22 protein-coding genes are annotated in these 24,672 nt (G+C 66.8%); 13 read left to right on the top strand and 9 right to left on the bottom strand.

All coding sequences use genetic code 11. The features are described 5' to 3' along the window. Nucleotides 1–98: 98 nt before the first annotated feature. From BM436_RS08050 to BM436_RS08020, 7 genes are all read left to right on the top strand, one after another. Complete coding sequence (locus BM436_RS08050; RefSeq protein ID WP_229489589.1) at nt 99–1,973, top strand: thiamine pyrophosphate-binding protein; 1,875 nt, start codon at nt 99–101, stop codon at nt 1,971–1,973. A 2-nt stretch (nt 1,974–1,975) separates the two neighbouring features. Continuing rightward, complete coding sequence (locus BM436_RS08045) at nt 1,976–2,791, top strand: citrate synthase family protein (RefSeq protein WP_093554993.1); 816 nt, start codon at nt 1,976–1,978, stop codon at nt 2,789–2,791. Further along, nucleotides 2,788–3,597: a citrate synthase family protein gene (locus BM436_RS08040; protein ID WP_093554992.1), complete on the top strand. Its 810-nt coding sequence runs from the start codon at nt 2,788–2,790 to the stop codon at nt 3,595–3,597. The genes BM436_RS08045 and BM436_RS08040 overlap by 4 nt, the downstream gene beginning before the upstream one ends. Before the next feature lie 45 nt (nt 3,598–3,642). Continuing rightward, on the top strand, nt 3,643–4,890 hold the full coding sequence (locus BM436_RS08035; RefSeq protein WP_093554991.1) for a sulfotransferase family protein: 1,248 nt from the start codon (nt 3,643–3,645) through the stop codon (nt 4,888–4,890). A gap of 253 nt (nt 4,891–5,143) precedes the next feature. Beyond that, nucleotides 5,144–7,249: a TonB-dependent receptor plug domain-containing protein gene (locus BM436_RS08030; RefSeq protein ID WP_093554990.1), complete on the top strand. Its 2,106-nt coding sequence runs from the start codon at nt 5,144–5,146 to the stop codon at nt 7,247–7,249. A 20-nt stretch (nt 7,250–7,269) separates the two neighbouring features. Beyond that, nucleotides 7,270–8,028: an SDR family oxidoreductase gene (locus tag BM436_RS08025; protein ID WP_093554989.1), complete on the top strand. Its 759-nt coding sequence runs from the start codon at nt 7,270–7,272 to the stop codon at nt 8,026–8,028. A gap of 126 nt (nt 8,029–8,154) precedes the next feature. After that, the gene (locus BM436_RS08020; protein ID WP_229489587.1) at nt 8,155–10,260 is read left to right on the top strand and encodes a TonB-dependent receptor plug domain-containing protein; all 2,106 of its coding nucleotides are present in this window, start codon (nt 8,155–8,157) and stop codon (nt 10,258–10,260) included. A 36-nt stretch (nt 10,261–10,296) separates the two neighbouring features. Here the strand turns inward: BM436_RS08020 and BM436_RS08015 are convergent, their stop codons facing one another. Further along, the gene (locus BM436_RS08015; RefSeq protein WP_093554987.1) at nt 10,297–10,743 is read right to left on the bottom strand and encodes an Hsp20/alpha crystallin family protein; all 447 of its coding nucleotides are present in this window, start codon (nt 10,741–10,743) and stop codon (nt 10,297–10,299) included. 208 nt (nt 10,744–10,951) lie between these two features. Between BM436_RS08015 and BM436_RS08010 the strand changes: the two genes are divergently transcribed. From BM436_RS08010 to BM436_RS07985, 6 genes are read left to right on the top strand one after another with little or no spacing between them, the layout of a single operon-like run. Then, nucleotides 10,952–11,815, top strand: coding sequence for an STAS domain-containing protein (locus BM436_RS08010; protein WP_093554986.1), 864 nt, complete (start codon nt 10,952–10,954; stop codon nt 11,813–11,815). Nucleotides 11,816–11,822: 7 nt separating this feature from the next. Further along, nucleotides 11,823–12,179, top strand: coding sequence for an STAS domain-containing protein (locus tag BM436_RS08005; protein WP_093554985.1), 357 nt, complete (start codon nt 11,823–11,825; stop codon nt 12,177–12,179). Further along, on the top strand, nt 12,176–12,592 hold the full coding sequence (locus tag BM436_RS08000) for an ATP-binding protein (protein ID WP_093554984.1): 417 nt from the start codon (nt 12,176–12,178) through the stop codon (nt 12,590–12,592). The genes BM436_RS08005 and BM436_RS08000 overlap by 4 nt, the downstream gene beginning before the upstream one ends. Beyond that, nucleotides 12,577–13,620 carry an ATP-binding SpoIIE family protein phosphatase gene (locus tag BM436_RS07995; RefSeq protein ID WP_093554983.1) on the top strand — a complete coding sequence of 348 codons (1,044 nt, stop codon included), beginning with the start codon at nt 12,577–12,579 and terminating at the stop codon, nt 13,618–13,620. The genes BM436_RS08000 and BM436_RS07995 overlap by 16 nt, the downstream gene beginning before the upstream one ends. Then, entirely contained in the window at nt 13,617–15,392 is a 1,776-nt protein-coding gene (locus tag BM436_RS07990) for an ATP-binding protein (RefSeq protein WP_093554982.1), read from the top strand. The genes BM436_RS07995 and BM436_RS07990 overlap by 4 nt, the downstream gene beginning before the upstream one ends. Continuing rightward, nucleotides 15,389–16,909 carry an ATP-binding response regulator gene (locus BM436_RS07985; RefSeq protein ID WP_093554981.1) on the top strand — a complete coding sequence of 507 codons (1,521 nt, stop codon included), beginning with the start codon at nt 15,389–15,391 and terminating at the stop codon, nt 16,907–16,909. The genes BM436_RS07990 and BM436_RS07985 overlap by 4 nt, the downstream gene beginning before the upstream one ends. Here BM436_RS07985 and BM436_RS07980 read toward each other — a convergent pair. The 8 genes from BM436_RS07980 to cyoA all read right to left on the bottom strand — a co-directional run bounded on the left by BM436_RS07980 (nt 16,906) and on the right by cyoA (nt 24,525). Continuing rightward, complete coding sequence (locus BM436_RS07980; protein ID WP_093554980.1) at nt 16,906–17,730, bottom strand: arylamine N-acetyltransferase family protein; 825 nt, start codon at nt 17,728–17,730, stop codon at nt 16,906–16,908. The two genes, BM436_RS07985 and BM436_RS07980, sit on opposite strands and share 4 nt — an antisense overlap. Nucleotides 17,731–17,798: 68 nt before the next feature. Continuing rightward, nucleotides 17,799–18,362: a response regulator transcription factor gene (locus BM436_RS07975; protein ID WP_093554979.1), complete on the bottom strand. Its 564-nt coding sequence runs from the start codon at nt 18,360–18,362 to the stop codon at nt 17,799–17,801. Beyond that, the gene (locus BM436_RS07970; protein WP_093554978.1) at nt 18,355–19,692 is read right to left on the bottom strand and encodes an ATP-binding protein; all 1,338 of its coding nucleotides are present in this window, start codon (nt 19,690–19,692) and stop codon (nt 18,355–18,357) included. The genes BM436_RS07975 and BM436_RS07970 overlap by 8 nt, the downstream gene beginning before the upstream one ends. A gap of 15 nt (nt 19,693–19,707) precedes the next feature. Continuing rightward, nucleotides 19,708–20,526, bottom strand: coding sequence for an SURF1 family protein (locus BM436_RS07965; protein ID WP_093554977.1), 819 nt, complete (start codon nt 20,524–20,526; stop codon nt 19,708–19,710). Next, nucleotides 20,526–20,945 (bottom strand): cytochrome o ubiquinol oxidase subunit IV, encoded by a 420-nt coding sequence (cyoD, locus tag BM436_RS07960; RefSeq protein ID WP_093554976.1) that lies wholly within the window; start codon nt 20,943–20,945, stop codon nt 20,526–20,528. The genes BM436_RS07965 and cyoD overlap by 1 nt, the downstream gene beginning before the upstream one ends. Next, nucleotides 20,945–21,562: a cytochrome o ubiquinol oxidase subunit III gene (gene cyoC / locus BM436_RS07955; protein WP_093554975.1), complete on the bottom strand. Its 618-nt coding sequence runs from the start codon at nt 21,560–21,562 to the stop codon at nt 20,945–20,947. The genes cyoD and cyoC overlap by 1 nt, the downstream gene beginning before the upstream one ends. Beyond that, complete coding sequence (gene cyoB, locus BM436_RS07950) at nt 21,555–23,555, bottom strand: cytochrome o ubiquinol oxidase subunit I (protein WP_093554974.1); 2,001 nt, start codon at nt 23,553–23,555, stop codon at nt 21,555–21,557. Before cyoB ends, cyoC begins: the two co-directional genes overlap by 8 nt. Next, entirely contained in the window at nt 23,533–24,525 is a 993-nt protein-coding gene (gene cyoA / locus BM436_RS07945; RefSeq protein WP_093554973.1) for a ubiquinol oxidase subunit II, read from the bottom strand. Before cyoA ends, cyoB begins: the two co-directional genes overlap by 23 nt. Nucleotides 24,526–24,672: the final 147 nt, after the last annotated feature.

Here is a 24,672-nt window from a genome sequence, read left to right as displayed (position 1 = left end):
TTTTATCTTGTTTTTGAGATATGATCTCGCATCGCAACATTTATTGCATATGCACAAACAATATTGCACATATGACAAATAATATTAAGGAGCTTTGCATGTTTGAGAACGTCGAGTTTGAACAGCGGCACGAGCAGTCAAGTCAACCCCGCGCCACCGCGCCCATGCCTCCAGAACACGAGATGGACATGGCCGATCTGTTGGTCGCCTACCTGGAGCAGATGGGCGTCGAATACGTCTTCGGCGTTCCCGGCGGCGCCATCGAGCCGCTTTACAACGCGATCGCCCGCAACCAGCGCAAGGGCGGCAACCTCAGCCACATCCTCGCCCGCCACGAGGCCGGCGCGGCGTTCATGGCCGACGGTTACGCGCGCGAGACGGGCAAGATCGGCGTCTGCATCTCGACCTCGGGGCCTGGCGCCACCAACATGCTGACCGCCGTGGCCACCGCCTACAGCAACGACGTGCCGATGCTGGTGATCACCGGCCAGCCGGCGCTGCCCTCCTTCGGCAAGCACTCGCTGCAGGAATCGGCCTGCACCGGCGTGGATGTGCTGGGCATGTTCCGCCACTGCACCCGCTACAACTCGCTGGTATCCCACCCGCAACAGCTGGAGTGGAAACTAATTACCGCATTGCAACACGCGACCCGCAGCCCGGCCGGCCCGGTGCACCTGAGCGTGCCGATGGACGTGTTCCGCGCCCCAAGCTCCCAGCAGGCGCCGAGCTACGACATGAGCAACCTCTTGCGTCCGGCCGCCCTGGTCGACCACGGCGCCATCGAGACGCTGCGCGGCATGCTGTCGATGGCGCGCAACGTGGTCATCCTGGTTGGCGGCGGCTGCGGCAACTCCATCCACTCCATCCTGCAGTTCGCCTCCCTGAAGGGCGCCACCTTCGTCACCACGCCGGACGGCAAGGGACTGGTCAGCCCGCAGCACCCGCTGTACCGCGGCGTGTTCGGCTTCGGCGGCCACGCCACGGCCGAGGCGGCGCTGAACGACCCGTCGGTGGACCTGATCGTCGCCGTCGGCACCAGCATGGGGGAATGGAACACCGGCGGCTGGAACGCCAGCCTGCTGAACGAACGCCTGGTGCACATCGACGAGTCCGAGGAACACCTGGCGCGCACGCCGATGGCGCGCTACCACCTGCGGGGCAGCCTGAGCGCCATCTTCGACCGCCTGGTCGAGCGCATGCACGAGCTGGGCCAGCACACCGACCCCATCGTCGAACGCCGCCGCGCCGCGCGCGACGAGGCGGCCCGCACCTGGCTGCCCAGCGACACGCTGGAAGCGCCGGACACCTTCCACAGCGACGCCACCCCGATCAAACCCCAGCGCCTGATGAAGGAACTGGGCGAGCTGTTCCCGCCCAGCACCCGCTTCCTGGCCGACACCGGCAACAGCATCGCCTGGGCCACCCACTACCTGCAGCCGCGCGACCGCCGCATGGGCGAGCGCCGCTTCGGCGGCGGCGAGCGCAGCCGCGACCTGGGCAAGCGCCAGAGCACCGGCGGCTGGCTGCGCCTGACCACCCACTTCGCCGCCATGGGCTGGGCCATCGGCGCGGCCATCGGCACCGCCGCCGCCAATCCGGACGTGCCGGTGGTGTGCATCACCGGCGACGGCAGCATGCTGATGAGCGGGCAGGAACTGTCGGTCGCCGTGGCCGAGCAGCAATGCGTGATCTTCGTGGTGCTGAACGACCGCGCGCTGGGCATGATCAAGCACGGCCAGCGCCTGTGCGGCGCCGAGCAGATCGGCTTCGCGCTGCCGCCGACCGACTTCGCCGCCATTTCGCGCGCGCTCGGCGGCCGCGGCTACACGATCCGCTCGGCCGCCGACATGCAGGCGCTGGACATCAAGTCCATCTGCACCTATCCCGGTCCGACCCTGTTGGACGTCTACATCGACCCCGAGGAGGTGCCGCCCATGGGCAGCCGCCTGCGCGTCCTGCAAGAGGGGGTCTGATCATGAGCGACAACTTCAGCGAGGTGGTCCACACCCGCATCTGGCAGGAACAGGCCGAGCCGGACAACCCGTTCGCGGCGGCGCTGTGCCGCTGCCACGGCTACGACGTGTACGGCCAGTTGCTTGGCAAGGCCAGCTACATCGAATACCTCTACCTGCTGCTCAAAGGCGAGCGGCCAAGCGCCGCGGCGGCAGGCGCTTTCGAGATCCTGGCGGTGGCGCTGGCCAACCCGGGCCCGCGCGATCCATCGGTGCACGCGGCGATGGCCACGGGCGCCACCGGCACGCCGGCCTCCTCCTCGCTGATGGCCGCCATCGCCGCCGGCGCGGGCGGCGCCGGCGGCGCGCGCGAGGTGCTGTTGGCCATGCAAAGCTGGGCCGATTGCGGCACCGACCTGGACCTTTGGCTGGCGCGCCTGGCCGCGCCGGTGGAAAACCGGCCGCTGTTCTGGCCGCAGGCCGGGCATCCCCCCGGCTTCGATCCGCACGGGGCAAGCTGCGCCACACCCGTGCTGCAGTTGATGGCCGCCCTGCGCGCCAAGCTACCCGCCGGCCAACTGGCTTGGCTCGACGCCCAACGCTCCACGCTGGAACAAGCATGCGGATTGCCACTCGCGCAAACCGGAGTCGTCGCCGCCGCGTTCGCCGACCTCGGCCTCACGCCCGCCGAGGGCGAGATGTTCACACTGCTGTGGCGCTTGCCCGGCGCGGCGGTTCACGCCCTCGAGCAGACGCAACGCGGCTTTCGTCAATTCCCATTTTTCGAGATGGCACTGGAGAACGATCCCGGTCCCGTCCAACGCAAGGAAACGCCATGAGCAAGGACAATGTACTGCAGCAGTTCGAGGGAACCATGCCCACTCGCGTCGGGAAGGCCTTTCCCGGAGAGCGCGCCGTGTTTCGCGGTCTGGACCTGCACACCGCCTTTGAACAGGCCGACTGGATCGACCTGTATATCTTCAGCATCACCGGGCGCCGGCTCAGCGCGCCGGAGTTGAAGGTCCTGCAAACAATCTGGGTGTACACGAGCTATCCCGACGCGCGCCTGTGGTGCAACCGGGTCGTGGCGCTGACCGGCAGCAGCCGCGGCACGGCGGCTCAGGGTCTGGGGGCCGGGCTGGCGGCATCGGAGGCGGCCATTTTCGGGCGCCAGCCGGAAGCCGGCGCCGCCGACTTCCTGGTGCGCGCGCTGGCGCGCAGGAACAGCGGCGAGGATCTCGAACAGATCGTTCGCGAGGAGTTGGCCCGCCATCCTCGCCTGATGGGTTATGGCCGCCCGGTCGCGGTGAATTTTGTCGACGAACGCACCCCGGTCACACTCGCGGCGATGGAGCGGGAAGGCATTCCCATGGGCCCGCACCTCCAACTCGCCTTCGACATCGAAATTGTGCTCGAACGCATCCTGGGCCGGCGCCTGCCCATGACCTATTCATCTGTCGTTGTGGCCATTCCGCTTGATATGGGCTTGTCGCCGATGGAATGCTACCTCTACATGCAGCCCTCTTTCGTGGCCGGCATGGTCCCGTGCTATCTGGAAGCGCTTGAGCGGCCGACCGGCGCCACCTTTCCGCTGCGCTGCGCCTCGATCGAATACGACGGTGCGGCCAGCCGCGAATGGAAATAAGACCCCTCGTCCACGCCACTCCTCTTCCTTTCCAGAATACCCCATATGGACAACAAGCCAAGTTCCACCTATCACCCGCCTGAGGTACAGGCGATTAACGCCGCAACCCCGGGCGTGCAGCCGGGTGACCTGACGGTTGAGGCCCTGATGGCCGCCGCGCGCGAGCAAACCGGCTTGGAACGCTTCGGCGACGACTGCTTCCTGCCGGGCTTGAGCGCGCTGCTCGCCTCCGTGAAGACCGACGCCTCGCTCAATGCCTTCGGCCGCCTCAGCGTCCAGCAAAACGCCATCGGTTTTCTGAAGAACCGGCTGTGGGCCAACGCCTGCTTCGAGGCCCACCCCGAGATCCTGCAGCGCGAGATCTCGGCGCCGATCATCATCGTCGGCCCGCACCGCTCCGGCACCACACGCCTGCAACGCATGATGGCGACCGACAGCCGGCTATCGCACCTGCGGACGTGGGAAGGTCTCAACCCCGCTCCCCGTATCGGCCAGCCAGACCTGGGCAAGTCCGAGCGCCACGCCGAGGTCAAGCAGGCATTGGCCACTGCGGACATCCTGTATCCCGGCGCGTTTCTTGGCCACCCCATGGACGCCGACTGGGCCGAGGAAGAAATGCACCTGCTCGACAGCTCATGGTGCGGCTTCTCGCCCCTGGGCCTGTACAGCGGCATCGACAGCTATTACCAATGGTTTCTGACCTTTGACAAAACGGCCGCCTATCGCTACATGGCGGACTTGCTCAAGCTGATTTCATGGTCGCGCGGCGAGCCGGAGGGCAAGCGCTGGGTGTTGAAAAACCCGCAGCACATGCTCAACCTCGACACCCTCCTGGCGGTGTTCCCGGATGCGAAGCTGGTTTTTACCCATCGTGACCCCATCAAGACGGTCGCCTCGACCATGTCCCTGATGTGGCACTTCGCGGTCCAGCACACGGACGCCAACTGCCGCCGTCAAGTACGCGACCTGTGGCTGGACTTCTGCGAGCAGGCCGCGGGCCGCTGCGTCGCGCAGCGCGCAACCATGCCGCACGCGCAGCAACTGGACGTCCATTATGAAGCGATAAACCGCGACTGGCGGGCCGCGATGCGCAGTATCTACGACTTCGCCGGCATGGACTTGAGCGCCGAAGCCGAGCAAGCCATGGCGGACTGGCTGACGCATAGCGAAGGCCACCATGGCGGTCATCGCTACAGTCTGGATGACTTCGGTCTCACCGCCCAGGAAGTCGATGCGCGCATGATGTTCGCCAGGGAGCACCATGGGATCGCCTATGAATCGGGGCGAGGCTGACAGGGGCGGGTAGAGGATGCGCCCCACGGCGGCCGAGGTCCGGCCGCCCCCCACACTAGCTCCGCAATCCGCGCCGCGTCAACCCGCCCTGGCTGGCATGTTGTTTTGTCACCGCGTTTACCTATGCACCAGCTTCCTTGTATGCGAGAATCCACGACGCAAGCAGAGGGTGGCTGGACGACTGATCGAGGCGTCTCGCCTTTCTTCGTGCAAAAACTAAAACGATGCCAGCCCTATAAAGCGGAAGCACAACATGCGATTGATCTATTGCGTACCTATCCTCTTCGTTACAACCCTCCCTCTGCAATCGGCTGTCGGCGCACCGACTGATCTCAGCGAAGAAGATGAACTGGCCATGATTTATGGCGACAAGTCATCCGTCAGTATCGCCACCGGCACCGCCCAGCCTCTTCGCCGCGCTCCGGCTGTCGCCACCGTGATCACCGCCGAGGAAATCGCAACGATGGGGGCGACCGACCTGGATCAGGTCTTGGAAACGGTGCCAGGCATGCATGTAGCCCGAGCGGCCCTCAACTACGAACCGCTTTATGTCACGCGGGGCATCTACAGCGCCACCAACGCGCAAATCCTGGTGCTGCAAAACGGAGTGCCAATGACCACGCTGCTGACCGGTAGCCGCGGCCCGTTGTGGGGGGGCTATCCACTCGAGCATATCGCGCGCATTGAAATCATTCGAGGCCCGGGCTCGGCCTTGTACGGGGCCGACGCCTACAGCGGCGTGATCAACATCATCACCAAAGGCGCGGCGGAGACGCAGGGTACCCAGTTCGCCGTCGGTAGCGGCTCGTTCAAGACACGCGACGCCTGGCTGCAGCATGGCGGCAAGCTGGGTTCGGTCGACGTCGCCGCCTATCTGCGCGTTGGCGGCACGGACGGCTTCCGTGAAATCATCACGGCGGATGCACAAACCGCGCGCGACAAGATCTTCGGCACCAATGCCTCGCTTGCGCCGGGTCCTGTCAATGTCGGATATGACTCCATCGATGGCAATCTTGACCTGGGGTTGGACAAATGGCGTCTCAGAGCTGGCTACAAACTCCGGTCCGATATGGGAACGGGTGCCGGCGTCGCCTCCGCCCTCGATCCGGTGGGCAAGGAGCGCAGCGAACGCATCACCACTGACATCGGCTGGACCGACGCCGAGTTCGCCGACGACTGGAGCGTCGGCGTCACCGCCAGCGCGCTGCAATACAAGCAGCGCATCACGACCGACCTGCGCCTTTCGCCGCCGGGCACCCGCTTCCCGACCGGTCTGTTCCCCGATGGATTCATTGGCCACCCGGACACTTCCGAGCGACAGATCCGTGTGTCGGCGTTCGCCATGTATTCCGGTTTCGGCGGCCACAAGGTGCGGATCGGAGTCGGCCACGACAACCTGAACATGTATCACACGGCGACCTTCAAGAACTATATCTTCAATGCCGCCGGTGTCCCGGTCCCGACGGGGCCGGTGATCGACTACTCGCAGATCCAGCCCTTTCTGCTGCCACAACGACGCAAGATCAGCTACATCAACGCCCAGGACGAATGGCGCTTCGCACGCGACTGGACACTGACCGCGGGCGTGCGCCATGACCGCTATTCCGATTTCGGCGGCACCACCAACCCGCGCCTCGCCGTGGTTTGGGATGCGGCGTTGGATCTGACCGCCAAGCTGCTGTATGGCCGCGCCTTCCGGGCTCCATCGTTCAACGAGGAATTCGGCATTAACAATCCGGTCAATCGCGGCAATCCGAACTTGCAGCCTGAAACCATCGGCACGCTGGAAGCGGCGTTCGCCTGGCAGGCAAGCAAAGACCTGCAATTGAACTTAAATGTCTTCAAGTATTCGATGCAAGACATTATCCGCGCCATCGCCAACGCCAACTCGGCCGGTCCTGGAACCACCTTTAGCAATACAGGCAACCAGGACGGCAAGGGCCTCGAGCTTGAAGCCGTATGGGAAGCCTCGCGCTCCGTGCACGTGGCGGCCAGTTACGCCTACCAGCGCTCGATCGACACTGTCACGAACCACGACGCCGGTTACGCGCCGCGCCACCATTTCAACGGCCGTGTCGATATCCGGATTCCTGGCATAGGTGTCCTCAGTCCGCAGCTCAACCGGGTGGCGGATCGTTACCGCTCCGCCGGCGACATGCGTCCCAAAGTACCCAATTACACCACGTTTGACCTGTCGCTCAGTTCCGGCCGGAACATCGCCAACTGGGACTTCTCGATCGCGATTCGCAATATGTTCAACGCGGATGTGCGTGAGCCAAGCGTGGCGCCGGCCGTGATTCCAAACGACCTGCCGATGGCGCCGCGCTCTATTTACGTGCGCGCCATCTACAGGCTTTAATTTGAAACGAAAGAGGCCTCATGAAAAAACTGGAAGGTAAAATCGCTCTGATCACCGGCGGCACCAGCGGCATCGGGCTGGCGGCCGCGCGCCTGTTCCGTGAACAGGGTGCGCAACTGGTCCTCACCGGCCGCGATCCTGGCCGAATCGCTGAAGCCGCCGAGGAATTCGGCGGCGGCGCCTTGGTCCTGCGCAGCGAAGCAGGCAATCTGAAGGATATCGACGACTTGATGACGCGGGTTAGGGAGCATTACGGCCGCCTCGACGTGCTGTTCCTGAACGCCGCCGTGACCAACCCCGCTCCAATCGAGCTTGTCACCGAGGCCATGTTTGACGAGGTCGTCGATGTCAATTTCAAGGGTGAGTTCTTCACCATCCAGAAGGCCCTGCCACTGATGGGCGCCGGCAGCACCATTGTCGTCACCACCTCGATCACCAACCAGACCGGTTCGCCCGCCTTCAGCGTCTACGGCGCCAGCAAAGCCGCGCTGCGCTCGCTGGTGCAGTCACTGTCACTGGCCCTGATCCCACAGGGTATTCGGATCAACGCTATCTGCCCCGGCCCGATCGATACCGGTGGCTTCCAGCGCCTCCCGCTGCCGGCCGAAGTGCACAGCGCCGTCAAGGCCGACATCAGCGGCCGCTCGCCGATCAAGCGCTTCGGCACGCCGGACGAAGTGGCCAAGGTCGCTCTGTTCCTGGCCTCGGAGGACTCAGCCTACGTGGTCGGCGAAGAGATCGTGATCGACGGCGGCATCAGCCACGTCTGCCTGCCCTGACTTCCACGTAGCGGTGCCGACCGGACGGTGTAGCCGCGCAACAAGTCACTATTCAGATGATAGCTTATTGCCATATTGCTTACGCATCACGCTACAATGGCAAAAACATCATCTGGAGATGGAACGTTGAAGTCCTCCCGCGCACTGCGCCTCTACGTCGCGGCCTTGTTCGCCCTGCCCTCCGCCGCGGCGCTCGCCGAGCCTTCCGGCGACGAGGAGGATCTGACCCTGGTGTACGGCGGGGCCTCCAGCGTCAGCATCGCCACCGGCAACGCGCTGTCGCTGCGGCGCGCCCCGGCCGTCGCCGCCGTGGTGACCGCCGCCGACATCGCCAACATGGGCGCGACGGACCTGGACCACGTGCTGGAAACCGTGGCCGGCATCCACGTCGGCCGCAGCGCCAACACCCACGCGCCGCTGTATGTGGTGCGCGGCGTCTACAGCACGCAGGCGCCCCAGGTGCTGGTGCTGCAGAACGGCGTGCCCATCACGATCCTGTTCACCGGCAACAAGGGCAATCTGTGGGGCGGCTATCCGGTGGAACTGATCTCCCGCATCGAGATCATCCGCGGCCCCGGCTCGGCCCTGTACGGCTCGGACGCGTACGCCGGCGTCATCAACATCATCACCAAGGGCCCGGCGGAGGCGGCCGGCACCGAGTTCGGCGCGCGCCTCGGCTCGTTCCGCACGCGCGACGCCTGGGTGCAGCATGGCGGCAACAGCGGCCCGGTCGAGGTGCAAGCGTATGTGCGCGTGGGCGGGACGGACGGTTTCCGCGGCGTCGTGGCGGCGGACGCCCAGACCCGCAACGACGCCCTGTTCGGCACCAGGGCCAGCCTGGCTCCCGGCCCGGTCGACACCGGCAACCGCGCGGTGGACGCCAACCTGGAACTGGCCTACGGCGACATCCGCGCGCGCCTCAACTACAAGCTGCGCGACGACGTGGGTCCCGGCGCCGGCATCGCGTCCGCGCTCGACCCTTCCGGCCATGGCCGGAGCGAACGCTTCATCACCAACCTGGCCTGGACGGCCCCGGAGTTCGGGCCGGACTGGGGCGTGGGGCTCAGCCTCAACACGCAGCAGTACGCGCAGGAGATCCCCACCCCCTACGTGTTGCTGCCGCCGGGCGCGCGGCTGCCGACCGGCCTGTTCCCGAACGGCATGCTGGGCGCGCCCGAAGTGTGGGAGCGCCACGTGCGCCTGGGCGCCTACGCCGACTACAGCGGCTTCGCCGGCCACCACGTGCGCATCGGCGCCGGCCACGACGACCTGCACATGTACCGCACGCGCGAACGCCGCAACTTCAGCTACGCACCGAACGGCACGCCCATCCCGCAGGCGGCGCTGACCGACTTTTACGGCCCCGCCATGTTCCTGGAGCCGCAGCGCCGCCGCATCGACTACCTGTACGCGCAGGACGAGTGGCAGCTGGCCAAGGACTGGAACCTGACGGCGGGCGTGCGCCACGACCGCTATTCCGATTTCGGCGGCACCACCAACCCGCGCCTGGCGCTGGTGTGGGACGCCAGTTTCGACCTCACCGCCAAGCTGCTGTACGGCCGCGCCTTCCGCGCGCCGTCGTTCAACGAGGCCTACAGCGGCGCCAATCCGGTCGCGCTGGGCAACGCCAACCTGAAGCCGGAAACCGACGGCACGCTGGAGGCGGTGTTCGCGTGGCAGGCGCAATCGGAACTGCAGGCCAACCTCACGCTGTACCGCTATTCCATGGGCAACATCATCCGCCTGGTGCCGCGCGCCGTCGCGGGCACCGGCGCCGTCTACCAGAACACGGGCAGCCAGAGCGGGCGCGGGGTGGAGTTGGAAGGCGCGTGGCGCGCCAGCCCCGACCTGCGCGTCACCGCCAACTACGCGTGGCAGCGCTCGATCGACAAGGCCACCAACACCGACGCCGGCTACGCGCCGCGCAACCACCTCCATGGCCGCGCCGAATGGCGGTTCAGCCGCGGCTACATGCTGAGCCCGCAATTGAACTGGGTGGCCGGCAGGCGCCGTCCCGCCGGCGACGCGCGCGCGCCCGTCGCCGACTACAAGACGGTGGACCTGTCGCTGTCCAGCCCGCACGGCAAACGGCACTGGAATGTCACGGTCGCGGTGCGCAACCTGTTCAACGCGGACGCGCGCGAACCGAGCGCCGCCCCGGGCCTGGCGCTGCCGTTCGACCTGCCGACGGCGGGCCGCGCCGTTTCCGTGCAGGCCAGCTACGGCTTGTAGCCGGCCCCGGCGCACGGGCCCGCGCCCGGCGCGCGCCTAGTTGATGGTCAGCTTGCGCGCGCTCTTGTTCGGCAGTTTCGGCAGCGTCAGTTCCAGCACACCGTCGCGGTAGGACGCCTGCGCGCCGTTCTCGTCGACCGGCTGGTCCAGCGCGAAGCTGCGGTACAACTGGCCCACGTAGCGCTCGCTGCGCACCACCGTGTTGCCTTGCTTCTGTTCGTGTTCGCGCCGCGTCTCGGCCGCGATCACCACGCGGTTGCCGTCGATGTCGACCTTGATGTCCTCCTTCTTCAGGCCGGGCATCTCGGCCTTCACGGTATAGGCCTTGTCGTCCTCCTCCACGTCCAGCCGGATCAGGCTGTGCGCGCCGGTGTCGCGCGCCGCGGGATGGCGCATTTCGCGGAAGAACTCGTCCATGCCCCGGAACGGGTCGAGCCGGGCCAGGTCGCTGAAGGATTCAAAGGGGGTCAGATGATGTGCCATGGTGTCACTCCTTTCCCTAAGGCTAAAGTTAAGGGCCGGGAAGAAACAACGGGGCGCCCGGCCGTGGCGCCGGTGTCAAGCTAATTATTAGCTTAGCACATCGCGCGGAAGATGGTGGCACGTTAAAAAAGTTTCAATTGTTCAATTAAATTCAATGTATTTTTTTTACCTGTTATGATCGACGTCTAAAATCACCACCGGAGCGCGCATGAGCAGCCATACCACGGGTCACCTGGCCCAAGTCCTGACCCAGCACCACGACGGCCTGCTGGACGCCTGGATCAGCAGCATGCTGTCGCGCTCGGTGCGGCGCGACAAGGCCGGCGAGGCCGACGTGCGCCACCAGGCGGCGCGCCTGCTGCCGCTGCTGGTGCAGGCCGTCGACAAGGGTCAAAGCTACGACACCGACGCGCCCTCGTGGGCCGAGGTGCGCCAGTTGCTGGTCGAGATCTCCTCCAGCCGCGTGCGCCAGGGCTACACGCCCACCGAAACGGCCACCTTCGTGTTTTCGCTGAAGGAGCCGCTGTTCGCGCTGCTGCGCAAAAACATGGAGGGCGACCCGGGCGCGCTGGCGACGGAACTGATCGACACCGGCGCCCTGTTCGACCGCCTCGGCCTGTTCACCGTGGAGCAGTACCAGAAGAGCCGCGAAAGCGTGATCCTGCGCCAGCAGCAGGAGCTGATGGAACTGTCCACGCCGGTGGTGCAGCTATGGCGCGACGTGCTCGCGCTGCCGCTGATCGGCACCCTGGACAGCGCCCGCACCCAGGTGGTGATGGAGAACCTGCTGCAGAAGATCATCGAGACCGGCGCCTCGATCGCCATCATCGACATCACCGGCGTGCCCACCGTGGACACGCTGGTGGCCCAGCACTTGCTCAAGACCGTGGCGGCGGCGCGCCTGATGGGGGCCGATTGCATCATCTCCGGCATCCGCCCGCAAATCGCGCAGACCATCGTGCACCTGGGCGTGAACCTGGAGGACGTGACCACCAAGGCCTCGCTGGCGGACGCGTTCCAGACCGCGCTGAAACGCCTGGGCGCCTCGGTCGCCTACAACCAAGCCGCCTGAGCCACGCATGGAACGCATTCCGATTCTGAAGATGGGTCCGCTGCTGCTGGTCACGATCCAGGTGGACATGCATGACCGCCTGGCCATGACCCTGCAGGACGACCTGACCGAGCGCATCGTCAAGGACCGCGCGCGCGGCGTGCTGATCGACATCTCCACGCTGGACATCGTCGACTCCTTCATCGGCCGCATGATCAGCAACACGGCCGCCATGGCGCGCGTGCTGGACGCGCACACGGTGCTGGTCGGCATGCAGCCGGCCGTCGCCATCACCCTGGTCGAGCTGGGCCTGACCCTGCACGGCGTGCAGACCGCGCTGAACGTGGAGAAAGGCGTGCAACTGCTGCAGCGCCAAATCGAATGAGCGTGGCCGACGAAGGCGCCCTGGTCCTGCCGCTGCGGGCCGACGAGGACGTCGTGCGCCTGCGCAAGACGGTGCGCGAGCACCTGGTGAACCTCGGTTTCAGCCTGATCGACCAGACCAAGATGGTCACCGCCGCCAGCGAACTGGCGCGCAACACCCTGCGCTACGGCGGTGGCGGCGACGCGCGCCTCGAACGCCTCCAGAACGGCATCCGCGCCGGCCTTGCCCTGTCCTTCATCGACCAGGGCCCCGGCATCGCGGACCTGGCGCTGGCGCTCAAGGACGGCTACACCACCGGCGGCGGCATGGGCCTGGGACTGTCGGGCGCGAAGCGCCTGGCCGACGAATTCGATATCGCTTCCGCCCCTGGCGCCGGCACCACTGTCAGGATCGCCAAATGGAAACCATACTGAACCCCTCGACCGGCCAGCCGCGCTGCCTGGTCTCCGACAACAGCCACGTGGCGGCCGCCCGGCGCGCCGCCGGCGACCTCGCCGCGCGGCTGGGCTTCGACCCGGTGCGCTCGGGCGAACTGGCCATTGTCGTCACCGAGGCCGCCAGCAACATCCTCAAGCACGCCGGCCACGGCGAGATCCTGCTGCGGCCGCTGCGGGTGGGCGGCCACGCCGGCGTCGAGGTGCTGGCCATCGACCACGGCCCCGGCATGGCCAACCTGCCGGCCAGCATGGAGGACGGCCGCTCCACGGCCGGCAGCTACGGCGTGGGCCTGGGCGCCATGCTGCGCCTGTCCTCCACCATGGACGTGTTCTGCGCGCCGGGCCAGGGCTGCGTGATCGCGCTGACCCTGTGGCCGCGCGGCGCCGCCGAGCGCGAGGCGCTGGACGCGCCGCTGCGGCTGGGCGTGGTGTGCCAGCCGATGGCCGGCGAGACCGAGTGCGGCGACGGCTGGGCGCTGGCCCACGACGCCACCTGGGCCACGGTGCTGGTGGCCGACGGCCTCGGGCACGGTCCGCTGGCGGCGGACGCCGCGCGCGCGGCCTTGCACTCGGCGATGGAGCGCCCCGAGCGCACCGCCACGGCGCTGATGGAGGACGCGCACGCCGCGCTGCGCGCCACCCGCGGCGCGGCGCTGGCCATCGTCCGCATCGACATGCTGGCCGAACAGCTGCGGATGGCCGGCATCGGCAACATCGCCGTCCAGGCCTGGCACGACGGCGAGCGGCGCCAGCTGGTGTCGCACAACGGCATCGTCGGCAGCAACATGCGCAAGGTGCAGGAATTCGGCGCCGGCTGGGGCGGGAACGGCATGCTGATCCTGCACTCGGACGGCTTGAACACGCGCTGGAACCTGGACGATTACCGCGGCCTGGCGGATTGCCACCCGGCCGTGGTGGCGGCCGTGCTGTACCGCGATTTCACCCGCGGGCGCGACGACGTCACCGTGCTGGTGCTGCGCGACCGGAGGGGGATGCATTCATGAGCCTGCGCGTCCTCAGCCTGAGCGTGGCCGCCGAGGTGGACGTCGTGGCCTCGCGCCAGCGCGCGCGGCAGATCGCCGCCCTGTGCGGCTTCGGCACCCAGGACCAGGCCAGGATCGCCACCGCCGTCTCGGAGCTGGCGCGCAACGTCTACAACTACGCCAACAGCGGGCGCATCGAGTTCGCCGTCGAGGGCGTCACGGCGCCGCAGGTGCTGGTCATCACCATCGAGGACCGGGGGCCCGGCATCGCCGACCTGGACCTGGTGCTGTCCGGACGCTACCAGTCGCGCACCGGCATGGGGCTGGGCCTGATCGGCGCGCGCCGCCTGATGGACCAGTTCGACATCCGCAGCGCGCCCGGCCAGGGCGTGACCGTGACGCTGAAAAAGCTGCTGCCGCCGGAGGCGCCGCTGCTGTCGCCGGCGGCGGTGGGCGCCATGGGCGCGCAGTTGCACGCCCTGCCCGCCGACGTGGCGCTGTCGGAGATGCGGCAGCAGAACAAGGAACTGCTGGCCACCCTGGCCGAGCTGAAGGCGCGCCAGGACGAGCTGGTGCAGCTGACGCGCGAGCTGGAGGACACCAACCGCGGCGTGGTGGCGCTGTACGCGGAACTGGACCAGCAGGCCGACCACCTGCGCCGCGCCGACGAGATGAAGACGCGCTTCCTGTCCAACATGAGCCACGAGTTCCGCACCCCGCTCAGTTCCATCCGCGCGCTGTCCAAGCTGCTGCTGGGCCGCGCCGACGGCGACCTCGGGGCCGAGCAGGAAAGGCAGGTCGGCTACATCCTCAAGAGCGCGGACTCGCTGTCCGAGCTGGTGGATGACCTGCTGGACCTGGCCAAGATCGAGGCCGGCAAGATCGACGTGCACGCCGAGCACTTTGACGCGGCCGACATGTTCAGCGCGCTGCGCGGCATGCTGCGGCCGCTGCTGGTGAGCAGCCGCGTGGAGCTGCTGTTCGACATGCCGCCCGAGCCGCTGCGCATGAACAGCGACGAGGCCAAACTGTCGCAGATCCTGCGCAACTTCATCTCCAACGCCCTCAAGTTCACCGAGCAGGGGCAGGTGCGCGTGTGGGCCGAGGCGCATGGCGCCGAGGTGCGCTTCCTGGTGCGCGACAGCGGCATCGGCATCGCGCCCGAGCACCAGCACATCGTGTTCGAGGAGTTCAGCCAGTTGCCCAGCCACCTGCAACGGCATGTGAAAGGCACGGGACTGGGCCTGCCGCTGTGCCGCAAGCTGGCCGCGCTGCTGGGCGGCTCGGTCGGCGTGGTCAGCGCGCCGGGCGAGGGCTCGACCTTCCACGTGACGCTGCCGCGCCACCTCGCGCCGCATTCCGCCTCCCACGCCGAGCCGCACGCCGCCCCGTACGCGCAGGAGCGGGAGCGCGACGGCCTGCCCGTGCTCATCGTCGAGGACGACGCCACCACCATGGTGCTGTACCGCGGCTACCTGCGCGGCACGCCGTTCCGCGCGGTGTGCGCGCGCAGCCTGTGGGAGGCGGAACAGGCCTGGAACGACGAGGCGCCGGCGGCCGTCATCCTGGACCTGCGCCTGAACGGCAGCGACACCTGGCGCTGGCTGGCGCAGACCAAGAACGACGAGCGGCGCAAGCACGTGCCCATCCTCATCGCCTCCGAACTGGCCGACCGCCAGAAGGCCTTCGCGCTGGGCGCCGAGGCCTACCTGGTCAAGCCGCTGACGCGCGAGGACCTGCTGGTCCAGCTGCGCACCCTGTGCACTCCCCACCATCGACGCGAGGTCTTATGACGGCACGTTCCGAGGACCCGTTGATCCTGAATGTCGACGACACCGAGGCGGCGCGCTACGCCAAATCCCGCATCCTGCAGCGCGCCGGCTTCAATGTGATCGAGGCCGCCAGCGGCGCCGAGGCGCTGCTGCGCGCCGCGCGCGACAAGCCGTCGCTGGTGCTGCTGGACACCAAGCTGCCCGACATCAGCGGCTTCGACGTGTGCCGCCAGTTGAAGGAGGACCCGCACACCGCCATGGTGCTGGTGCTGCAGACCTCGGCCTCCTACCTGGCCACGCCGGACAAGGTGCGCGCCCTGGACAGCGGCGCCGACAACTACCTGTTCGAACCCATCGAGCCGGAGGAACTGGTGGCCAACGTGCGCGCGCTCTTGCGCCTGGGCCGCGCCGAGCAGGAGCTGCGCGAGGTGAACCAGCGCAAGGACGAGTTCCTGGCCATCCTGGCGCACGAGCTGCGCAATCCGCTGGGGCCGATCCGCAACGCGGTCGAGCTGCTGCGCCACTTCTCGCCGTCGGCGCCGCCGGCCGAGGAGAAGGCGCGCCAGATGATCATCCGCCAGACCGACCACATGGTGCGCCTGGTGGACGACCTGCTGGACGTGTCGCGCATCTCGCAGGGCAAGATCACGCTGCGCCTGGCGCCGGTGGAACTGGGCGAGATCCTGCGCGGGGTGGTCGAGACCGCGAAGTCCACCGTCGCCGCGCGCCGCCACACGCTGACCGCGCAACTGCCGTCCCAAGCGGTGTGGGTGGCGGGGGACGGCGTGCGGCTGGCGCAGATCGCCGGCAACCTGCTCAACAACGCCTGCAAGTTCACGCCGCCGGGCGGCCAGATCCACCTTAACGCCGAGACCGTGGGGGCGCAGGCGTTGATACGGGTGCGCGACAACGGCATCGGCATCCGTCCCGGCGACATCCACAATATCTTCAACCTGTTCTCGCAGGCCACCCACGCCGACGACCGGGTGCAGGACGGCCTGGGCATCGGCCTGTCGCTGGTCAAGACGCTGGTGGACCTGCATGGCGGCAGCATCCGCGTCGACAGCGCGGGCGAGGGCCATGGCAGCGTCTTCGAGGCGCGCCTGCCGCTGTGCGCGGCGCCCGCCGCGGAGCCGGACCAGGCCGACGAGGAGCGGCGGCGCGCGGCGGCGCAGCCGGCGCACCGCATCCTGGTGGTGGACGACAACCTGGACGCGGCCGAGATCGTCGCCTCGCTGCTGCGCTACGCGGGGCACGAGGTGACCGTGGCCCACACCGGCGGCGAGGCGCTCGATCAGGCGGCCGCCGGCGTTCCGGACGTGGTGTTCCTCGACATCGGCCTTCCCGGCATGAGCGGCATCGAGGTGGCGGCCGAGATGCGCCGGATGCCGCAGCTGGCCGCCACGCGGCTGGTGGCGCTGAGCGGCTACGGCCAGGCCAGCGACCGCAGCAAGTCGCTGGCGGCCGGATTCGACCTGCACCTGACCAAGCCCGCGACGTTCGAAGCCTTGTCCGACGCGCTGCGCGCGATCCGCTAGCGGGCCTCGTCCTCCCACACGGCGGCCGCCGCGCGCTCGATCACGGGCCGCCACGCGGCCTCCACCGGCAGCAGGAACACCTCGGCCAGCGCCCTTTCGATCTCGGGCGCGGACAGGAAGCGGCGCTCGTTGGCGCCGCCGGGGCGGCGTATCGTCAGGCGGTTGCGCAGCAGCGCGTAGCGCGCCTCGGGCGTGGAGCGCGCCACGATCAGGTCGTGGCGGAAATGCGATTGCGGATAGGTGGAGGTGTAGTAGTTGGCCATCTCGTAGTCGCCGTCGCGGCACAGCGCCGGCGAGACCTGGTAGACCGGCATCCAGTCGTCCCCCAGCAGGATCTCCAGCAGATGCTCGTTGCCCACCGGCGTCAAGCGATAGTGCTCGTGCGGCGTGGGCTGGGGCGTGTCCAGGCCGAAGCGGATGGGCGCGGTCGGCACGCCGCCGCCGAAACCCACGTCGCACAGCCAGGGCGTCCCCTCCACCGTCACGCGCAGCACCATGTGGGAGCGGGGCCGTTGCAGCGCCTCCTCGCCCGCCATCCAGCGCACCTGCGCGATCAGGGATTCGACCCGGTAGCCCAGCGCGGCCAGCACGCGCCGGAACAGGCTGTTCTGCTCGAAGCAATAGCCGCCGCGGCGCGCGTGTATCAGCTTGGCGTCCACCGCCTCCGGCGCAAGCGACACCGGCCGGTCCAGCAGCACGTCGATCGCCTCGAAGGGAATCGCGGCGGGATGCAGCCGCTGCAGGCCGCGCAACGTTTCCAGCGTGGGCGCGCGCGGGCCCGTGTAGCCGATGCGCGCGAAATATGCGTCCAGTGAGTCCATGGTCCCGCCTTCTTCGAAAGGTTAGCGAAAGGGCATCATCATGCCACATGGCCACACAGTTGAGCGCCTCACTTCACGCGCTGCTTTTCCAGCTTGCGCGCCAGCGTGCGACGGTGCATGCCGAGCCGGCGGGCGGCCTCGGAGATGTTGAAGTCGGTCTCGGCCAGCACCTCGTGGATGCGCTCCCACTCCAGCGTCTTGATCGACGTGGAACGGTTGGTCATTTCGATGTCGGCCGCGCCGGCCACGTGGTTGAAGGCGGCCTCGATGTCGTCCGTGTTGGACGGCTTGGCCAGGTACTGGCAGGCGCCCAGCTTGATCGCCTCCACCGCCGTGTTGATGCTGGCGAAGCCGGTCAGCACCACGATCAGCATCTCGGGGTCGTGCTTGTGCAGCATCTGCACGCACAGCAGGCCGGAGGTGTTGTTCTTCAGCTTGAGGTCGACCACGGCGTAGCCGGGCGAGTGCTCCTCCAGCAGGGCCTCGGCCTCCTCCAGCCCGGTCGCGTGCAGCACCTGGTAGCCGCGCCGTTCGAACGAGCGGGTCAGCGTGCGGCCGAAGGCCTCGTCGTCCTCGATGATCAGGAGCAGGCGCTCCTCCGCGTCCAGTCCGTCGTTCAGTTCTTCACTCATGGCTTTCTTCCTCGTCCGCCGCGATCGCGGCCAGCGGCAGCGACAGCAGCACCGCGGCGCCGCCTTGCTCCAGGTTGCTGGCGGCCACCGTGCCGCCCATGGTGCGGGCCACGTTCACCACCAGGAACAGCCCCAGTCCCCTGCCCGGCTTGTCCTTGCTGGACTGGTAGGGCTTGCCCAGGTGCGCCAGCATCGCGGGCAGGAAGCCCGGACCGCGATCGGTGACCCGCAGTTTCAGCTCGTCCGCCTCGCGCCACGCCTCCAGCCGCACCCAGGCCGGCGAGGCCTCCAGCGCATTATCGAGCACATTGCAGATGGTTTGCTTGAGCGTGGAATCGAACACCACCGGCAAATCGCCTTCGATGCGGTTTTCGTACTCCAGTTCCACCACCGGACGGCTGCCGCGCCACTCGGCCATCAGCCCATCCAGGAAGGTGTTGATGGTGGTTTTCACGGACGATTCGCCGCGCGCCTCGCCGGCCGACAGCAGGATGCCGCTGACGATGGACTTGCAGCGGGCCAGCTGGGTCTGCATTTCGGTGAGCTCCTCCAGCAGTTCGGGATTGCTGCGGAACTCGGGCATGCGGCGCCAGTCGCCCAGGATCACGGACAGGGTGGCCAGCGGCGTGCCCAGCTCGTGCGCGGCACCGGAGGCGAGCAGGCCCATGCGCACGATGTGCTCCTCCTCGGCGGCGCGCTGGCGCAGCTTGGCCAGCTGGGCGTCCGCCGCCCGCATATTGTCGGAAATACGGGTGATGAACACCACCAGCAGCGCGGCGTTGATGGCGAAGCAGATCAGCATGCCCTGGATATAAAGGCTGAAGTAGCCGCGCTCGTGGAACAGCGGCAGCGCCAGCGGCTTGGAGACCACGGCCAGCCCCGCCAGGCAGGCGCTGGTGATGGCGACGATGGTCCAGGTGGACCAGGCCTCCAGCAGCACGGCGCTCAGGATCACCTGCAGCAGGTAGAGGAAGATGAAGGGATTCGAGGTGCCGCCGCTGAGGTAGAGCTGGGCCGTCAGGCTGGCCACGTCGACCAGCATGGACAGGAACAGCTCGCCGTTTGTGACGGCCCATTTCTCGTGCCAGCGCAACTGGCTGGCGATGTTGAAGGCGATCAGGCAGGCCAGCACCTCGAGCATGTAGACCAGCGGCAGCTGGATGCCGAAGCCGCCGGCCACGACGGCGATGGTCGTGACCTGGCCCACCACGGCGATCCAGCGCAGCTGGATCAGGTGTTGCATGTTCTGGTGGCCGGCGGCGCGGCCCACGTTGGCGGCGGCGGCCGCCGGTTCCTTCAAGACTGCAAGAATTTCGCTGTTCCCCGACATTGATCCCCGCCCGGTTTATGCTTTTTTCGAACGCCGACGCTCGTCGCGCGCCACCCACAGGAAGGCGCCGGCGGTCATCAGCGCCAATGCGTACCAGGTGAGAGCATAAACCAAGTGGTTGTTGTGGAAGGAAATAACGGTGAGGCCGCCGGTCGGGCGCGGCGCGGCGTCGCCGCCTTGCGCCCCGTTGTCCGGCTCTTGACCGGCGTCCGCGTCGACGAAGTACGGCGCGACGCGCGCCAGGCCGCGCGCGGCGGCGATGGCGCCGATCTGGCGCGCGTACCAGCGGTCGTTGGCGGGGTCGTTCTCTTGCAGGAAGCCGGAACTGCCCTCGCCGATGCGCAGCAGGCCGGTGATGGTGGCCGGCGCGCGGCCGCGCGCCGCGGCGCAGGCGTCGCCCTTCGCGGTCGCGGGAGCCGGTATCCTGGCGGCGTCCGGCGGCGCGACGAAGCCGCGGTTGACGAACACGATGGCGCCGTCTTCGCGGCACATCGGCGTGAGCAGCCAGAAGCCGCCGCCCAGGTCGGACAGCGCCTTGACCTTGGTGGTGTATTCGGTGAGGAGGACGCCCGTGAGGGCCACGTGGCGGTATTCATGTTCGGCGGCGGTCACGCCGGCCCAGGCGTCGGGGCCCGGGGCCGGCGTGGGCCGGGCGTGGACGCGGGCGTCCACGCGGTCTATCAGGTCCAGTTTCCACTGGAGGCGCTTGACCTGCCAGGTCCCCAGCGCCACGAACACGGCGACCAGGACGACCGCGCAGACGGCCAGCGCCCGCCGCGCGCCCGCCGAGCGGGGGCGCTGGCCGGCGTCGGCGTCGTCGCGCGGCGCGTCCATTACGGACGGATCCGCATGTCGTGCGCGTCGGGCATGCCCGGCATCATGTTGTGGTTCATGTGGTACATGACCCAGATCGAGCCGGACAGCACGATGACGACCACCACGGCCGAGAAGATCATGGCCAGCATGTTCCAGCCGCCCTCGGACTTGGCGTTCATGTGCAGGAAGTACACCATGTGCACCACGATCTGCACCGCGCCCAGGCCCAGCAGGATCAGCGCGGTGGTGCTCGAGTCGCTGAACACCTTGCCCATCACCAGCCAGAACGGGACCGCCGTCAGGATCACCGCCAGCACGAAGCCGATGGTGTAGCTCTTCAGGCTGCCGTGGTCGTGGCCGTCGTCGTGGCCGTGGTGGCCGTGGTCGTCATGGCCATGGCCGTGGCCATGGTCGTGGTTGTGGTCATGGCCGGCCATTACAGGACTCCCATCAGGTAGACAAAGGTGAACACGCCGATCCAGACCACGTCCAGGAAGTGCCAGAACATCGACAGGCACATCAGGCGGCGCTTGTTTTCCACGGTCAGGCCGTGTTTTTTCAGCTGGAACAGCAGCACCACCAGCCACACGCAGCCGAAGGTCACGTGCAGGCCGTGGGTGCCGACCAGCGCGAAGAACGAGGTCAGGAAGGCGGAGCGCTGCGGACCGGCGCCCTCGTGGATCAGGTGCTGGAACTCGTACAGTTCCAGGCCCAGGAAGGCCAGGCCGAACAGGCCGGTGACGATCAGCCAGAACAGCGTCAGGCCCAGTTTCTTCTTCTGCGATTCCAGCATCGCGAAGCCGTAGGTGATCGACGACAGCAGCAGGAAGGCCGTGTTCAGGGCCACCAGCTTCAGGTCGAACAGTTCGGCGCCGGTCGGGCCGCCCGCGTAGTTGCGGCCCAGCACGGCGTAGCTGGCGAACAGGATGGCGAAGATGAAGCAATCGCTCATCAGGTAGATCCAGAAGCCCAGCAGGGTGCCGTTCTCCGGATGGTGCTCGCGCGTGAAATAGCGCGAGCTCACGTCGGCGGTGGGGATATGTGCGTTAGACATGGGCTTCCAGCAGTCGGGTGTGCGCATCTTCGGAACGAGTGACTTCCTCGGCCGGGATGTAGTAATCGCGTTTGTAATTGAACGTGTGGACGATGATGGTGGCCATCATGATGGCGAAGGTCACGCCGGCGAGCAGCCACATGTGCCAGATCAGGCAGAAGCCGACCACGCCGCTGATGCCGGCGATGACGATGCCGGCCCAGGTGTTCTTGGGCATGTGGATGGACACGAAGTCCTTCAGCGGACGCTGGTAGCCGTTCTTTTTCATGTCGGCCCAGGTGTCGTTGTCGTGCACCACCGGGGTGAAGGCGAAGTTGTAGTCCGGCGGTGGCGACGAGGTCGACCATTCCAGGGTGCGGCCGCCCCACGGGTCGCCGGTCACGTCGCGCAGCTTGGCGCGGTCGCGGAAGGAGACGTAGAACTGCAGCAGCATGGCGCCGATGCCGCCGGCGATCATCACCGCGCCCACGGCGGCGATCTGGAACCAGATCTGCAGCGAGCTGTCCTCGAAGTGGCTCATGCGGCGGGTCACGCCCATCAGGCCCAGCACGTACAGCGGCATGAAGGCGAAATAGAAGCCGACGGTCCACAGCCAGAACGACCACTTGCCCCAGTAGGTGTCCAGCTTGTAGCCGAAGGCCTTGGGCCACCAGTAGTTGATGCCGGCGAACACGCCGAACACCACGCCGCCGATGATGACGTTGTGGAAGTGGGCGATCAGGAACAGCGAGTTGTGCAGCACGAAGTCGGCCGGTGGCACGGCCAGCAGCACGCCGGTCATGCCGCCGATCACGAAGGTGATGATGAAGCTGATGGTCCACATCATCGGCAGCTCGAAGCGGATGCGGCCGCGGTACATGGTGAACAGCCAGTTGAAGATCTTGGCGCCGGTCGGGATCGAGATGATCATCGTGGTGATGCCGAAGAACGAGTTCACCGACGCGCCGGAGCCCATCGTGAAGAAGTGGTGCAGCCACACCAGGTAGGACAGGATGGTGATCACGACGGTCGCGTACACCATGGAGGTGTAGCCGAACAGGCGCTTGCTGCTGTAGGTGGAGACGATCTCGGAGAACACGCCGAACAGCGGCAGGATCAGGATGTAGACCTCGGGGTGGCCCCAGATCCAGATCAGGTTCACGTACAGCATGGGGTTGCCGCCCAGCTCGTTGGTGAAGAAGTTGGTGTCGAAGGTGCGGTCCAGCGACAGCATGGCCAGCACGGCGGTCAGCACGGGGAACACGGCCACGATCAGCACGTTGGTGCACAGCGCGGTCCAGGTGAACACGGGCATCTTCATCATGTCCATGCCGGGGGCGCGCATCTTGACGATGGTGACCACCAGGTTCACGCCGGACAGCAAGGTGCCGACCCCGGCCACCTGCAGCGACCAGATGTAATAGTCGACCCCGACCCCGGAACTGGCCAGGATGCCCGACAGCGGCGGATACGCCAGCCAGCCGGTGCGGGCGAACTCGCCCACGAACAGCGAGGCCATCACCAGCATGGCGCCGAAGGCCGTCATCCAGAAGGAGAAGTTGTTCAGGAACGGGAAGGCCACGTCGCGCGCGCCGATCTGCAGCGGCACCACGTAGTTCATCAGGCCGGTCACGAAGGGCATCGCCACGAAGAAGATCATGATCACGCCGTGGGCGGTGAAGACCTGGTCGTAGTGGTGCGGCGGCAGGAAGCCGGCCTGGTCGCCGAAGGCGATGGCTTGCTGGGCGCGCATCATCAGCGCGTCGGCGAAGCCGCGCAGCAGCATGATCAGGCCCAGGATCATGTACATGATGCCGATTTTCTTGTGGTCGATACTGGTGAACCAGTTGCGCCACAGCGGTCCCCACAGGCGGAAGTAGGTCAGCGCGCCGAACAGGCCGAGGCCGCCCAGCACCACGCCGGCGAAGGTCACCAGCAGGATGGGCTCGTGGAACGGAATCGCGTCCCAGCTCAGCCTGCCTAAGATGAGGTCAGTTTGCGTTTGCGCTTGCATTTTCAGTCTTCATGGAAAAGGTTTTTGCTTGGGGCGTGAAGCACAGCTCGGCCGCGGTGCGGGCGCGGACGATGTCGTCGGCCACCATCTTGTTGATGCAGGTCTTGCCGTCGCCGACGCAGCGGTTCAGGATCGCCTCGTACAGGTCGGCGGACACGCCGGCGTAGTGGCGCACGGGCTCGCGCTCGCTCGGCTTTTCCAGTTCCAGGTAGCTCACGCGGTCCAGCGTGTTGCCGGCGCCCTTGGCCTTTTGCACCCACTGGTCGAAATCGCCCTGGCTCACGCCGTGGTACTTGAAGCGCATGTGCGAGAAGCCGTCGCCGCTGAAGTTGGCGGAGAAGCCGTCGTACACGCCGACCTTGTTGATCACCGCGTTCAGTTCGGTCTCCATCGACGGCATGGCGTAGATCTGGCCGGCCAGCGCGGGGATGTAGAACGAGTTCATCACGGAGGAGGCGGTGATCTTGAAGCGCACCGGCACGTCGACCGGGGTCACCAGTTCGTTCACGGTGGCGATGCCCTGCTCCGGATAGATGAACAGCCACTTCCAGTCCAGCGCCACCACCTGGATCTCGATCGGCTTGACGCCGGCGGCCAGGGGACGGTTCTCGTCGATGCGCGACAGCGGACGGTAGGGGTCCAGCTTGTGCGTGCTGATCCAGGTCAGCAGGCCCAGCACGATGATGATCAGCAGCGGCGCGCCCCAGATCACGAGTTCGAGCTTGGTGGAGTGATCCCAGTCTGGATCGTAAGTGGCGGAAGTGTTGCTGGCGCGATAACGCCACGCAAAGAACAGAGTCAATGCGATGACGGGCACGACAATCAGCAACATCAGCAGAGTGGACACAACGACAAGGTTGGCCTGCTGAGCGGCGATATCACCGGACGGGTTCATGACCACCGTATTGCAGCCGGCAAGCCACAAAAGGGGAAGAAGCGACAGTCCGCGACGAGCTATTGAAGGAATCATGCGGTAATGTACGTTACATAAAATGAATAACATGCTACTGTAACGCCAACGGCGGACGCTGGACATTGGACACTTTGTCCTACCCCCCAGCGCCTTCAGATTCAGTGCGCCGTTGTAAAAATTATTACGCGAGACAAGGAAAAAGCC

The organism is Pseudoduganella namucuonensis (genome assembly GCF_900116645.1).
In the GTDB taxonomy this organism is placed as follows: Bacteria; Pseudomonadota; Gammaproteobacteria; order Burkholderiales; family Burkholderiaceae_D; genus Rugamonas; species Rugamonas namucuonensis.
Note: the sequence above shows the minus strand (reverse complement) of the source record. Positions and strands in the feature narration are given on the sequence as shown.

Coding starts and splice junctions, on each gene's coding strand:
- BM436_RS08050 (WP_229489589.1), top strand. CDS start 99: ATGTTTGAGAACGTCGAGTTTGAACAGCGGCACGAGCAGTCAAGTCAA.
- BM436_RS07995 (WP_093554983.1), top strand. CDS start 12,577: ATGGAAACCATACTGAACCCCTCGACCGGCCAGCCGCGCTGCCTGGTC.
- BM436_RS07965 (WP_093554977.1), bottom strand. CDS start 20,526: ATGGACGCGCCGCGCGACGACGCCGACGCCGGCCAGCGCCCCCGCTCG.
- BM436_RS08035 (WP_093554991.1), top strand. CDS start 3,643: ATGGACAACAAGCCAAGTTCCACCTATCACCCGCCTGAGGTACAGGCG.
- BM436_RS08040 (WP_093554992.1), top strand. CDS start 2,788: ATGAGCAAGGACAATGTACTGCAGCAGTTCGAGGGAACCATGCCCACT.
- BM436_RS08005 (WP_093554985.1), top strand. CDS start 11,823: ATGGAACGCATTCCGATTCTGAAGATGGGTCCGCTGCTGCTGGTCACG.
- BM436_RS07980 (WP_093554980.1), bottom strand. CDS start 17,730: ATGGACTCACTGGACGCATATTTCGCGCGCATCGGCTACACGGGCCCG.
- BM436_RS08010 (WP_093554986.1), top strand. CDS start 10,952: ATGAGCAGCCATACCACGGGTCACCTGGCCCAAGTCCTGACCCAGCAC.
- BM436_RS08015 (WP_093554987.1), bottom strand. CDS start 10,743: ATGGCACATCATCTGACCCCCTTTGAATCCTTCAGCGACCTGGCCCGG.
- BM436_RS08030 (WP_093554990.1), top strand. CDS start 5,144: ATGCGATTGATCTATTGCGTACCTATCCTCTTCGTTACAACCCTCCCT.
- BM436_RS07990 (WP_093554982.1), top strand. CDS start 13,617: ATGAGCCTGCGCGTCCTCAGCCTGAGCGTGGCCGCCGAGGTGGACGTC.
- cyoD (WP_093554976.1), bottom strand. CDS start 20,945: ATGGCCGGCCATGACCACAACCACGACCATGGCCACGGCCATGGCCAT.
- BM436_RS08000 (WP_093554984.1), top strand. CDS start 12,176: ATGAGCGTGGCCGACGAAGGCGCCCTGGTCCTGCCGCTGCGGGCCGAC.
- BM436_RS07975 (WP_093554979.1), bottom strand. CDS start 18,362: ATGAGTGAAGAACTGAACGACGGACTGGACGCGGAGGAGCGCCTGCTC.
- BM436_RS08025 (WP_093554989.1), top strand. CDS start 7,270: ATGAAAAAACTGGAAGGTAAAATCGCTCTGATCACCGGCGGCACCAGC.
- cyoA (WP_093554973.1), bottom strand. CDS start 24,525: ATGATTCCTTCAATAGCTCGTCGCGGACTGTCGCTTCTTCCCCTTTTG.
- cyoC (WP_093554975.1), bottom strand. CDS start 21,562: ATGTCTAACGCACATATCCCCACCGCCGACGTGAGCTCGCGCTATTTC.
- BM436_RS08045 (WP_093554993.1), top strand. CDS start 1,976: ATGAGCGACAACTTCAGCGAGGTGGTCCACACCCGCATCTGGCAGGAA.
- cyoB (WP_093554974.1), bottom strand. CDS start 23,555: ATGCAAGCGCAAACGCAAACTGACCTCATCTTAGGCAGGCTGAGCTGG.
- BM436_RS07970 (WP_093554978.1), bottom strand. CDS start 19,692: ATGTCGGGGAACAGCGAAATTCTTGCAGTCTTGAAGGAACCGGCGGCC.
- BM436_RS07985 (WP_093554981.1), top strand. CDS start 15,389: ATGACGGCACGTTCCGAGGACCCGTTGATCCTGAATGTCGACGACACC.